This is a genomic window from Thalassotalea fonticola (genome assembly GCF_032911225.1).
In the GTDB taxonomy this organism is placed as follows: Bacteria; Pseudomonadota; Gammaproteobacteria; order Enterobacterales; family Alteromonadaceae; genus Thalassotalea_A; species Thalassotalea_A fonticola.
Map to the genome: position 1 here is coordinate 700,695 of NZ_CP136600.1, position 13,780 is coordinate 714,474.

The following is a 13,780-nucleotide window of genomic DNA, read 5'->3' on the forward strand; positions in this document are numbered from 1 at the left end:
ATAATGTAATTAATTCACGAACTAAAATTAAGGAGCAGTAATGAAACGTTATTGTTACGAGCATGAGCATTTAATGTTCCAAGAGGCGTTCAGAGCGTTTCTACAGCAAGAAGTTGTCCCTTTTCGAGATGAATGGAGAGAAGCTGGGATCGTGCCTAGAGAAGTATATTTGAAGGCAGGCGAACATGGTTTTCTGATCCCACAGGCACCAGAGTCTCTGGGAGGTATTGGCATTGATGATTTTCGTTTTCAGCAGATTGTCGCTGAAGAGATTGGTTTTTGTGGTGAAACCGGCTTTATGCCACAACTTCACACTACTATGGTTGCCCCATATATTCTTAATCATGGTAGCAACGAGCTAAAGCAAAAGTATATCCCTAAGGCGGTTTCTGGTGAATATATCCTGGCGGTAGCAATGACCGAGCCTGACGCCGGCAGCGATTTGTCAGGTATGCGCTCCAGCGCGGTTGATATGGGGGATTATTACCTGTTGAATGGCACCAAAACCTACATCTCCAACGGTATCTGTGGTGACATCTTTGTGGTTGCTGCGCGAACCAATCCTGAAAAGCCTCACGCTATTAGTCTGTTTGTCGTTGAAGGTGATTGGCAAGGTTTCCGACGCGGAGTGAAGCTTAACAAAATGGGAATGAAGTCTCAGGATACCGCAGAGCTGTTTTTCGATAACATCAAAGTACCGAAAGAGAACCTGATTGGTGAAGAGGGACAAGGGTTTAAGTATTTGATGGGAGGATTAGCCAAAGAACGCTTGATCTGTGCGGCCTGGAACACGGGAACCGCAGAATACGCTTTTGAGCTGACCAAAGAGTTTGTTTGTGAGCGTAAAGTATTCGGCAAGTATCTCTCTGAGATGCAAAATACTCAATTTAAGATGGCCGAACTACGTGCACGGTTCGATATGGCGCAGGCCTTTGTCGATACGCTGGTTGCTAACATTAACAGGGGGGATTATGACTCTGTAGCCGCATCGAAAGCAAAATTACTGAGCAGTGAGCTATTATGTGATACCGCCGATGAGGGGGTTCAATTGCATGGTGGTGCAGGATATATGGACGAGTACCCTATCTCTCGCGTTTATACGGACTCTCGAATCACCCGAATATTTGCAGGTACATCGGAAATTATGAAGTTGATCATTGCCCGTTCTATTTTTGAGTAACTTATTTCATTTTCGCTTACTCATTTTGGGGTTGTCTTAATAGGCAGCCCATTTTTTTTGCCCGTAGTCAGGCCACTGAAAAATCGACACGCCCCAGTTAAAACCAACGAAAGTTTGTTGTTTCATTCTTCATGGTTGGGCAACATTCCTGTTGTGGACGGTCGATACTAAGGTAGCTAACCAATGGTACAAAAGCTATTGGGAAAGTAATGACAATAGCTATTCTGACGAGATACGGCTCCTTTAATGAAAATTCAAGTCAATTTGACTTAACAACTATAGGCGTGAGAACAATGACTAATGACAATATAAGACACGAAGCGACAGCCGCAATAGCTCGGGATCCTTCTGAACCCTTGACCTTTGAACAAGTCACATTGCAATCTCCCAGAGCCGATGAGGTACTGATAAAAATTGTAGCCTCAGGAATATGCCATACCGACCTGGTGTGCCTTTACCAAGAGCTACCCGTGCCGCTTCCTATGGTGCTGGGGCACGAAGGTGCAGGGATTGTTGTTGAGGCTGGAAGCGCAGTAAAAGACTTGTCTCCAGGTGATCATGTTGTGTTGTCGTTCAATTCCTGTGGAGAATGTCCTTCATGTGAACACGAACTACCTTCTTACTGCTACGATTTCATGGAAAATAATTTCAGTGGCTGTCGTGGTGATGGCACTGGCACCATGGAACAAAACGGGGAAGCAGTGAACGCAAATTTCTTCGGCCAGTCCTCTTTTGCAACAATGGCCATTGCCAATGTTCGAAATACGGTGAAGGTGAGAAAAGATTTACCACTTGAAATGCTTGCTCCATTGGGCTGTGGTGTACAGACAGGTGCAGGGACAGTCTTGAATTCGCTGTCTGTGACAGTCGCAAATTCTATGGCAATATTCGGTGGGGGGGCTGTAGGTCTAAGTGCACTGATGGCAGCCAAGTTAGTAGGAGCCGATCCCATTGTTGTGGTCGAGCCTTTGGCAGACAGAAGAGCCTTGGCGCTGGAACTTGGTGCCGACCATGTTATAGATCCTTTTGCTGTGGAAAACGTTGTCGAAGAAATTAAAAAATTAGTGGGCGGTGTCGACTTTAGTCTTGAGATGACGGGAATTCCAGCCGTCGCCAGCCAATGCGTTGCTGCTCTCAAGCCATTAGGAACCTGTGCGCTTGTTGGTGCAGCACCTGCCGATGCTGAGGTAAGCATAAATATCATGGAAATGCTTGCTACGGGAAGAAAGATCGTTGGCATAGTGGAAGGGGACGCTGAACCGAGAACGTTTATTCCTCAGCTAATCGAATATTACGATGAAGGGCGCTTTCCTTTTGATCGACTCATTGATTTTTTCCCTTTCGAAGCACTAAACGAAGCGGTGGAAGCGCAGGGGAACGGACAGAGTATCAAGCCTGTCGTTCGAATGGGGTAAGCAAAAAAAGTAAATGTCTGAGAATTTAGTGTTTAAGAAACAATTGAATTATGAAAGTTATTCCAGTGAACAGCTACTGTTGTCGAGGTGAAATATGAGTTATAAAATTTTAGAATGTTTGGTCTGTGGATTCATCTATGATGAAGGCAAAGGTTTGCCCAAAGAAGGTATTCCAGCAGGAACCCGATGGCAAGATATTCCTGATGATTGGAGATGCCCCGATTGTGATGTAGGAAAGGCTGATTTTGAAATGATGGCTGTAAGCCAGATTGCTGTTGCCGTAAAAGAGAAAGTTGCTGAGGTTATTGTTGAATCAGCACCTGAGATAGCGGCTATTGCTGAAATTGACTGGGATCGCAAACCCGTTGTTATTGTTGGTACGGGATTAGCTGGATACCATTTAGCCCGTGAGTTTAGAAAACAAGACAGTGAAACCCCACTAATAATGCTGACTGCAGATGATGGACGCTTCTATTCTAAGCCTATGATCTCTACAGCTTTTGCTAAAGCTAAACAACCCGACCAACTTGCTAATTCTACGGCCGCTGATATGGCAGAGGAGTTACAGGCAGATATACGAATATTTAGTAAAGTTACCGAAATCGATCCTGAACTACAGGTTTTAAAGGTGGGTGAAGACACTATTGAGTATGGAAAATTGGTGTTAGCTTCTGGTGCCAAGTGTATTGAAGCACCACTGACGGGGGATGGCTTGAGTCGAGTTTACAGTGTTAATGATTTATTAGGTTACACCCGATTCCGTACTGCAATGGTTGGCAAGAAAAAGATATTAATTATCGGTGCTGGCTTAATCGGTTCGGAGTATGCCAATGATATGATCCAGTCTGGTTTTATGATTGATGTTGTTGAGCCTATGCCTAACGTACTAGGGACGTTATTACCAGAGCAGGCCGCACACGCGGTTCAAGAAAGCCTTGAACAGGCAGGAGTACAATACCACTTTGGTACTGTGGTTGAGAGGGTGGATAAATCTGGCAATGGCATTAAGGCAACGTTAGCTAATGGCTCTGTTATTGAGGCAGATGCTGTGTTGTCTGCTATTGGTGTACGTCCTGATTTAACATTAGCCAGTCTAAGCAAATTGGATACCAATAGAGGCATTTTGACTGATCGCTCATTGCAAACTAGTGCTAAAAACATCTATGCGTTAGGTGATTGTGCTGAGGTCGATGGCAACTTGTTGTTTTATGTTGCTCCGTTAATGGAAAGTGCCAGAGTGTTGAGCAAAGTACTTAGTGATCAGCAAGCACAAGTACATTATGGCGTGATGCCGGTGATGGTAAAAACGACCCTGTGTCCAGTGGTTGTATCACCGCCACCGAGGGATGCGGAAGGGGAGTGGCATGTTAACGATGACGGTTACAATGTACTTGCAAGGTATATTACATCTGAAGGAAGGTTGCTTGGCTTTGCGTTGACTGGCGATGCGACAAGAGAAAAAGATGCGTTAACTGCCAAGACACAACCATTAATGAGCTAAATATGATCTTTTGAGTCAATACAATAATTGTTGTTTTTGCCGGTTAAAAGGAGACTTGCAAATGCAACAATTTTCACTGTCTCGCGTAGATATTTGTATCTAAAGTATTGATAATGTTTAATATTATATTGTTGTTGGAGAAAGGGACATGGGTGGGTACACCTTGCGTTATCAGATATTTGTGAACTATAGTTGTAGGTAAATTTCCATGAAGGAAAGTGATAGCCGATGTTAAGTAAACCTGAAAAAGAAAAAATACAGCATCAGAGCACCGTTATTGTTGGAAAACTTCTTAAACCTAAGTTATCTGAAAATATTATTAATCGAGAGCTTGTTAAAACATTTTCCAGTAAAATTATCAAAGGGATAAGAGCAGCTTTGATTGTGGCGCCTGCGGGTTATGGCAAGTCTATATTATTAGCCCAGAGCTCAGATGTTTTAACAGATAAAGGTTATAACTGTAACTGGTTGAGTATTGACACTAAAGATAATGATCCCCTAAGATTTTTATCTCTTTTAATCGCTTCAATAGGCGAGCAAGATTCGCTTGAACGTAACATAGCTGTGGGCTACTTTGGCGTTGAGCGTAAGACAGCGATCGATTACCTTATCACAGATATAGCGAACTATTTGGAAGCACAGCCATGTAAGTATGCATTTTTTATTGATGACTATCACGCTATTAGTAACCCAGAAGTAGATAGTATCTTAGAAAGGTTAATTAATTATTCACCGCAGCAGACTGTATTTATTATTGCGAGTCGCAATGAACCTAAGCTGGCGCTTAATACGTTAAAAGTTCGCGAGGAGGTTCTCCGTTTTACGAGAATTGATTTGGCCTTTGCTCTGGATGAGAGCGAAAAATTTCTTAATACCTCCAAACAACTGGGGCTTGACAGTAAGCTTGTATCAGCGCTTGCAGATCGTACAGAAGGCTGGGTTGCTGGACTACAATTAGCTTCTTTAGCATTGGCTGGAAGTAGTGATTATGAAAAATTTATTTGTGAGTTTACCGGCACTGATCGAGACGTTACTGATTATCTGGGTGAGGTAATTCTTAGCAGGCAAAATGACGAAGTTAGGCGTTTTTTACTGTGGTCATCGGTGCTCGACCGTATGAGTGCTGAGCTGGTTAATTATGTACTAAGCATAGACTCAGCCCAAGCTATGCTCGAGTATCTGGAGGATAAGAGTCTATTTATCATTCCACTGGATAGAAACCGTATAAGGTATCGTTACCATCATCTTTTTGGTGATTTTCTCAGGAATGCTTTAAATAAAGAATACCCAAGTAAAACAGAAAAAATCTGTCATCGGGCTTGTACATGGTATGTAGAGCACGGTAATTATCAAGAGGCGATAAACTATGCTTTAATCGCCAAAGATTACAGTCAGGCTCTGGATTTGATAGCCCGTATTTCTAAAAAACTCATACTTGAATCCGGTGAAAATTGGACACTACTTAACTGGGTTCAACAGCTGCCTGATGGATATGTATTGAAGCGTCCTGAAATAGGCTTGGCTTATAGCTGGTCGCTGATCTTTAACCGGCAACCAGGCAAAGCCAGAAATCAACTTGAACAGTTGGAAGGTTACTGTCAACAACATGCAAAAACACTCTCGCCAGATTTATTGGAACACCTACGTAGTGGCATAAAAATAGATCAATTTTTGGTGGAAGCGGTTTGTGACAATACATTTCGCTGTAGTACTCTAGTAAAAGAATGGCTGGCCGAAAATCCTAACCGAGAAGGGGAGGAGCTACTGACAGCTCTTGTGTTAGAAGGCTATACCTCATTATCAACATTTAAATTTGAGCAAGGTGAGGCTGCAGTAAATAAGGCCATATTGATAGGTAAACAATGCTCTATAGACTATCTGGAAGCTTGGGCATTAGCCGTCGCAGGCTTATTAAAAGTACAAAAGGGTGATCTGAACGAAGCCACAAAACTTTTTATTAAGGGGTTGAAGCAAAACAACAAGTATGCCCAACAATACTCCTATATGGGTTCATTAAACGCAGTGTTGCTCGCTGAGGCTTATTACGAGAAGAATGAAATAGTTAAGGCTGAAGAACTGCTATATAACCGCTTTGAGTATATTGACAGTCAATCGGTGGTGGAAGTCTCCTATTCAGGTTATCGAGTCATGGCTAACCTGCAGCTAATTAAGTCTGGTCTTGATTCTGCTCTGGAAATTATTCGACTAGGTAAGGAATCAGCCGACCGCGCAGAACTTCCTCGACTTAAGGCTTTACTAACAGCGCAGGAAATTCACTATTTGCTTCGACACGGTAAGCGTAAAGAAGCTCAAATTATTGCTAAAGATTCTGGCTTTGATGAATCTCGGGCACCAACATTTGATGAGGATTCTCGGCAAGTCTTTCAAGAAATTCGAGAACTAGTTCGAGCAGAGCTTAATCTGCATAACAACTTGCCAAAAAAGGCTCTGGCTATTTTGAATGCACAAATTGTACAGTGTAAAGAGACCGGACGGCATCTTCGTTTAATGGAAGGATTGTTACTACGTTGCAGGGCATTGTATGCTCTGAAGCGTACTGATGATGCCGTGGCTGATGTTTCTCAGGCTCTGTCACTTGCGGAAAAAGGCGGTTTTTACCGGCTATTCCTTGATGCTGGCGTTGAAATCCATCAATTGTTGCGACTTGTCGTTAAAGGTGATGTCAATAAACAGACAGAAAATGTAATCGTATTTTTAGGGGAAATTAATGAATTATTGCTTACTGACTCTGAAACACAAGAAAGTAAAACAAAACCCGATCAGCCTCAAGATACTTTGCTTGAACCAATGACCAAGCGTGAAAGACAAATGTTGGATTTTATTAAAACCGGAGAAACGAATAAGGATATTGCTGACAAGTTGTTTATTTCAGAGCAAACAGTCAAATGGCACTTGCATCAACTCTATAAAAAGTTAGGGGTTAAAAATAGAACAAGTGCTATTGCCAAAGCCAGGGCTTTATTATTGATATAGCTGATGACTTATTGAACATGATCTCTCGAGCATCCTGAAACTCGTCTCTTGAAATTGTATTAACCAGTCCTATAAAGTGTGGATATTTCCTTCTATGGTACGTTATGTACCGCACTATTTTCCAGCTAGTTAATCGATGTAAAGTTCTCCTTGAGTCAAGTTTGCTTTACTCACCCCAAACAAAATAATTTTTTATAGTCGCCACAGCTTCAATCGCCCGACTGTAAAACTATGTTTTTACGTCAAATATTTAAATCTAGCCAGCACTAGAACGAGAGTCAAGAAGATGTAATAAACTCGGGGAAGCACCAGATTGTGAATACCAACTTTCGTTGGTTTCCCTAGCATTTTTTATTCGCTAAGCTATTTATTATTGCAATAGTAATTGCCTGGAGAAAACATCATGAATGCCTTAATATTAAGTGTAAAACCAAACTCCGTTGACATAACTCCCCGCGTCGATAAATGCGTTACATTTTGGAACATCAGAAATGTGATCAAATCAATTATTACTTCATTAATTGTTATTGGCTTTCTGAATACGGAAATGAATTCTTCAGATATTTACTTTACACTGGCGTCCATGCTATGGCTTTGGCAGGGCGCTATAGAGAAAATAGAGTTTTAGACTTTGATGGCTCGCTCAATGGGTGAGTACAAAGTAAAGTGAAAACTCTCTCCTGATATTAGGCAGCCGTCGTTAACCTAGCTTTATATCGCTCTTCAAGTCAATTGACCATCCAACGGTCTTTCCTCCTCAATCTCGGTGTAAAACCTAGCAGATTTACCTTGAATTTTTATGATTTTGTTCCATTTAATTACATGCCTATGCACTTTGCTCAGCAATAAAGTTAAAAAACTGTAGGAGGCCTTACTTTTAACAAAAGCATTCCAGATCTCTTTTAAAGGTCGCGGTTAAAAAGGCTCCTACGAGTCATGATCCCAAATTAAATAACAGCTCCTGAGATATCTACATAATCATGTTATTTTATTACTACTGGGATAAAGTTACCGCCGCTGTTCACCATCCTTGGTGGTACATGCTTGCCATTGGTCTATTGGTTCATCCTACTTGTTTTACATGGAGTAGCTGCCACAACATCTATGAATTCGCAGTTCTACTTTCACAATTAACCGGTGTCAGCCCAAAGGGTTTCTGTATCGCAGGGTTATATGCTGCTAATTCATCGTATTTTAGGTGCCAGATTTTTATATAGTTGTAAAAAGGCGCTGTAGGATAAAGATGATGGATTAGATGATAATTTTGGTAGACAAAAAAGGGGGTTAACAACCATTCCCAGCCGCGTCTGATCGTAGAAGCCTGGTATTCGTTTTCTTCCGCGGTAATGTTACCCGGATAATGGGGAAGAAATACAAAAATTAAGGCTACCATTGCAAGCGCTACCCGTGTTGGTAAAAACCACAAAAACAGTAGCTCCATTCCAAAACCAAAATAAATTAATGTTGTAATTACTACTGCGAAAATCGCCAATGTGATTAGTAGTGACTTTGAGTGACGTTCTTTTTGTTTACCGCCATCTCGCATAAAACAGTACAGATAATAGAGATCAAAGTTGGCCCAGCGCAAAGGTAGAGTCCACCATTGGCCATGGTGAATAAACTGATCCGGATCCTTTTCACCACTGGTAAATCGATGGTGCTGAAAATGAGCCCAGCGGCCTATTTCAAAGGGAGCTGCAGGGATCATCAGCATCATGGAGAAGCGGCCGAAAAAGTCATTGACGAAGTTATTGCTGGACAGTGCGCGGTGCATGGCTTCATGCATAATGGTAAACAGTAAATACAAGCCTACGCCATTGGTTAGCGTGGCGCCCCACAGAGGCATTTTGTCACTTAATGCCATATATGAACCACCAGCCATAACTGCTAGGCCGAGCAGGAATAGTCCGAATGCTGGTAATGAAAGTGCAGGGGTCTTCTTAAGCTCAAGAAAGTATTCTTCCTTACTTGGCAGATATGAGGTTGTTTCTTTGTTAGACATGATTGCTTACTCCTAAATCTATATTTATTTCTGTTGGGAAAAGGGAAATGATTTACTTATATCCCTGATATCCGATTCTGTGCTGTGCGGTATTCGTGTTCAAGTCGCGATACAACGTCTTTGGCCGGTAGAAGTTCCTTGACGGCACCGATACCATGACCACAACCCCAAATATCCCGCCAAGCCTTTGCATCGTTGTTTTCAGCAGAGCCGAAGTTCATTTTTGACGGGTCACTCTCAGGCAGATTATCGGGATCCATGCCGGCCGCCTCAATGGAAGGACGCAGGTAGTTGCCGTGTACCCCGGTGAACAGATTACTGTAAACAATATCTGAGGAAGCATGATCTATTACCGCTTGTTTATACTCGTTGCTGGCGTTCGCCTCATTGGTTGCGATAAAAGTTGACCCCATATACGCCATATCTGCCCCCATGGCCTGCGCAGCCAGTACCGCATCGCCAGTGGCAATGGAACCTGACAATAACAGTGGCCCTTCAAACCATTCGCGGATTTCCTGGATCAGGGCGAAAGGCGACGTGGTGCCAGCATGCCCTCCTGCGCCAGCAGCTACCGCAATAAGCCCATCAACGCCTTTGGACACGGCCTTTTTTGCAAATTTATTATTGATCACATCGTGAAACACTAATCCACCGTATGAGTGAACAGCATCAATGACGGACTCTTTGCATCCCAGTGAGGTAATTACTATAGGCACCTTATACTTAACGCAAAGAGCTAGATCGTGCTCAAGCCGTTCATTGGAGCTATGGACAATCTGATTCACGGCAAATGGTGCCGCACGTCGCTCTGGATCTGTTGCATTGTGTTGCTCTAGTTCATCGGTGATGCGCTGCAACCAAACTTCCAGGCTCTCAGCCGGGCGTGCATTAAGTGAGGGGAAAGAGCCAACAATACCCATTTTGCATTGGGCGATAACAAGTTCCGGATTGGATAAAATAAACATAGGGGCAGCCACCACGGGCAAAGATATGTTGTCTGCTAATGATATTGGTAATGCCATATCAAATTCTCCTGAATAAAATCTACATTTTGGCTAACAAATAGTGGCTTTAGTGACCACCATCTCTTTGTTCGTATTTATAACCTTTGCCGGTCTGGCTTATATTAAGCTTCGGCAACGTTCTGCTCTAACATGCCACGCATGGCATCGTTGTATGGTGGGCGCATGAATCCGGCTACCTCCTCGCAAGGCGTCTGCGAATAAACCGCCTTTAAATGCGAGAACTCACGAAACCCATCAATACCGTGATAGCGACCCATGCCGCTAGCGCCAACACCACCGAAGGGAAGATCATTACAGATCACTTGCACAATAACATCGTTGATAGTAATGCCACCAGATAGAAGATCGTCACGTAAGCGGGCTTTGTGGGTGTCATTTTCACCAAAATAATAAAGCGCCAGCGGATGATCTTGGCTATTTATATACTCAATCACTTCATCTATCTGACGATAGGTTTTTAACGGCAGCAATGGCCCAAAGATCTCTTCTTGCATCACCGCGGTTTTGTTCGAAGGATTTAATAGTACCCGTGGCAAAAGTTTTCGGTTGACTGCTTCATCATAGGTTTCGTTTGCCGGGTTGAATGTTATGACTTCAACACCCTGCGCTGCAGCATCTTCAAGGAGCAACTGTATTCTATTGAAATGATTTTGATTAACGATAGACGTGTATTCGGGGTTATTCTCTATGGTTGGATACAATACTTTAGTTGCCTTTTCCAATTCTACAAGTAAAGGCGAAAGCATCTCTTCTGGCACAAATGCATAATCCGGGCAGACACAAACCTGCCCGGCATTAAATAGTTTTCCAGTCATTAAACGAGCAGCGACAACTTGTAAATCAGCATCTTTATCGATAATCACTGGTGATTTTCCGCCCAGCTCTAATGTTACAGGAGTTAGGTTTTGGGCCGCGGCACGCATGACATGACGACCGTTATCAGTTGATCCGGTAAACACAATGTGGTCGAAAGGAAGCTGGGTAAATTGCTCTGAAATATTATTACCTAATATGACCGTAATCTCTGTTGGATCGAAAAATTCCGCAACCATTTCACCAATTAATTGTGCGGTTTTTGGTGTCACGGAAGATGGTTTTATCATGGCTCTATTACCAGCAGCTAATACACACACCAATGGAGCCAGTACTAAGTGAACTGGAAAATTCCACGGACCGATGATGCCAACAACACCTTTAGGCATATAACGCACCTCGGCACTGGCTCCTGCTTCAAAGGCAGGTGAGGGTGCTTGTCGCTGTTCTGGCTTCATCCATTGCGCTAAGTGAACAAGGGCATCTTTGGCATGCTCTACTGTTGCAAAGATTTCAGTCAGTCGAGAGAGTTCGTATGGACGAGAACCAAAGTCCTCCGCGACAGCATTACAAATTTGTCGGTCGTATTTTTTGAGCATTGCTAGTAGGCGATCTAGTCGGTCAATTCGGGTTTTTAACTCGGGATAACCATCCTGTTTAAATGATTCCCGCTGGTGGTTTAGCAGCAAATTCATGCTGCTTTTGTCAACTGTTACACTCATATCGATTTCTCTCTTTAGTATTATCATCAAAAGGATTGTCCCGATAGGACAATAAGTTCATTACGTACAATACTGCTGAATTGATAGATGAATAGAAACCAACGAAAGTTGGTTTTGTAAACCAACTCACAGGGAAGCTTTCAGCTCGTTAAGTTGGCGAATAGCAGGGCCGGACATCTTGCCGCCAGTGTTGTGATTTCTGAATCAATGGTGATGATGATGGTTATGTAAACCTAGCCCGAACTGTAACAGCCAACTAAATTCGCAAGCCAGTACTGCGTGTCAATGATGCAAAGAATTTCAATTCGCCAATATAATAAAGGGATAGGGTTTGTATGCAGAACCTTGTATTTTAACGCTTCTCGAATTGGATAAAATGGTGGCTTACTAAAATTGATCCAGCTTTTGCTTAGTTTGTGGTGGTATAGTTAATTTGGGCATCTAATTATTTTGAATAACTATAGCAATGTCTGTTGAGGGATCATTAAACAGACTATTTTGCCAACAAATTTATAACGTACTTTAGGTCAGCAAAGTCGCATCAGCGGTCATAACCAATGCTCGTGATTCAGTTCGTTCATATGAATAAATAACTTAAATTTAATCGGAAAAAGTATTTTAATGACAATTCCAGTTTAGTAACGACTCATTAGCCTCTTTGTTTTTATGATTTCAGGTCAGCTTCAGCTTGTTTTTATATGCTAAAGCTAGTCGTTCTAAAATGGAAAAATCATGAGAAAACTTTTAGTGCTTATCACACTGTTTATGGCAGCTGCACCTATTAGCGTTTTTGCAACAGCAAGCGTAAGTAAACAACCTAATATCGTTTTTATCCTGGCCGATGATCACCGCTGGGATTATCTAAGTGTTATGGGCCATCCTTTCATTAAAACCCCTAACATAGATAGCATTGCCAAAGATGGTGTGTTATTTGAAAATGCGTTTGTCACCTCGTCTTTATGTAGCCCATCTCGGGCAAGTTTCTTAACCGGCCAATATCCACAACAACATGGCGTGCAAAATAACTTCACCGTTTGGGACAATAATAATGTGACTTACTTTGAACCTTTAAAAGCAGCTGGTTATAACACGGCTTTTATCGGTAAATGGCATATGCCCGGAGTCTTGCCAACTCTGCGTGGTGTTGATCAATTTATCAGCTTTGAACATATGGGCGGACAAGGTGCATACACGGGTACCCCTTATATTGTTGATGGTAAAAAATTAAAACTTGACGAGTCGCCTGTACCTGGCGTTGATATCAAGGGTTATATCACCGAAGATTTAACCAATTTCTCATTAAAGTTCATTGAAAATAATCAACATAAACCGTTTGCTTTATACCTTTCTCACAAAGCCCTACATTTGCCGATGGAGCCACCCAAGCATTTAGCCGGTCATTACGATGATGAAGAAGTAAAACTGCCTAAAGAAGCCGATTCGTGGTTGGCTTTTGCTGATGGTAATTTTAAGCATTTTTTGTGGGATCCCCTTGAAGAAAAAATGAAAGATTATGCCGAAACTGCGGTAGCCATGGATCAGCAAATAGGCTTGGTCTTAGATAAGCTGGATCAGCTCGGACTTACTGATAATACAATAGTGGTTTTTGCTGGTGACAATGGCTATATGTGGGGCGAACATCGCCTAATAGATAAACGCTGGTCATATGAAGAATCGATGCGCATTCCTTTTATCATTCGCTATCCCAACGGCATCAAAAATCCAGGTCGACGTTCGCAAGAAATGCTGCTTAATTTAGATATGGCACCGACCTTTTTAGAACTTGCCGGTATCGAAGTCCCTGAATATATGCAAGGAAAAAGCGCGGTATCGGTATTAGACGATAGCGATGAAACGCTACGTGATGCCTGGTTATATAAATATTATGAAGACTACCCGTATCCTGTCCCTGAACAACTGGCTTACCGAACCAAGCGTTATAAGTTAATTGAGTATAAACGTGGCAAAAAAGATGATTTGTTTGATTTACAAAATGACCCTTTAGAGCAAATTAATTTAATTGATGAACCGAACATGCAAAGCATTTATCAACAATTAAAAGCAGGTTTAACTGAAATGGAAGCTGAGGTTAGCCAACCTGCAGCGGCAACAAAGTAGGAGTATTAGC

8 protein-coding genes are annotated in these 13,780 nt (G+C 42.3%); 5 read left to right on the top strand and 3 right to left on the bottom strand.

From position 1 onward, the window contains the following. Nucleotides 1-40 precede the first annotated feature (40 nt). From RI844_RS02840 to RI844_RS02860, 4 genes are all read left to right on the top strand, one after another. A complete protein-coding gene (locus RI844_RS02840; RefSeq protein ID WP_348396963.1) occupies nt 41-1,180 on the top strand; it encodes an acyl-CoA dehydrogenase family protein in 1,140 nt (379 codons plus the stop codon). A gap of 209 nt (nt 1,181-1,389) precedes the next feature. Beyond that, nucleotides 1,390-2,595: an NAD(P)-dependent alcohol dehydrogenase gene (locus RI844_RS02845; RefSeq protein ID WP_348396964.1), complete on the top strand. Its 1,206-nt coding sequence runs from the start codon at nt 1,390-1,392 to the stop codon at nt 2,593-2,595. Between the two features lie 94 nt (nt 2,596-2,689). After that, complete coding sequence (locus tag RI844_RS02855; RefSeq protein ID WP_405054453.1) at nt 2,690-4,096, top strand: FAD-dependent oxidoreductase; 1,407 nt, start codon at nt 2,690-2,692, stop codon at nt 4,094-4,096. Between the two features lie 228 nt (nt 4,097-4,324). Continuing rightward, the gene (locus RI844_RS02860) at nt 4,325-7,090 is read left to right on the top strand and encodes a LuxR C-terminal-related transcriptional regulator (protein WP_348396965.1); all 2,766 of its coding nucleotides are present in this window, start codon (nt 4,325-4,327) and stop codon (nt 7,088-7,090) included. 1,102 nt (nt 7,091-8,192) lie between these two features. Here the strand turns inward: RI844_RS02860 and RI844_RS02865 are convergent. From RI844_RS02865 to RI844_RS02875, 3 genes are all read right to left on the bottom strand, one after another. Beyond that, complete coding sequence (locus RI844_RS02865; protein WP_348396966.1) at nt 8,193-9,092, bottom strand: fatty acid desaturase; 900 nt, start codon at nt 9,090-9,092, stop codon at nt 8,193-8,195. Between the two features lie 56 nt (nt 9,093-9,148). Continuing rightward, on the bottom strand, nt 9,149-10,114 hold the full coding sequence (locus tag RI844_RS02870; protein WP_348396967.1) for an NAD(P)H-dependent flavin oxidoreductase: 966 nt from the start codon (nt 10,112-10,114) through the stop codon (nt 9,149-9,151). Between the two features lie 104 nt (nt 10,115-10,218). Next, the gene (locus tag RI844_RS02875; protein WP_348396968.1) at nt 10,219-11,652 is read right to left on the bottom strand and encodes a coniferyl aldehyde dehydrogenase; all 1,434 of its coding nucleotides are present in this window, start codon (nt 11,650-11,652) and stop codon (nt 10,219-10,221) included. 732 nt (nt 11,653-12,384) lie between these two features. Between RI844_RS02875 and RI844_RS02880 the strand changes: the two genes are divergently transcribed. Beyond that, nucleotides 12,385-13,770, top strand: coding sequence for a sulfatase family protein (locus RI844_RS02880; RefSeq protein WP_348396969.1), 1,386 nt, complete (start codon nt 12,385-12,387; stop codon nt 13,768-13,770). Nucleotides 13,771-13,780 lie beyond the last annotated feature (10 nt).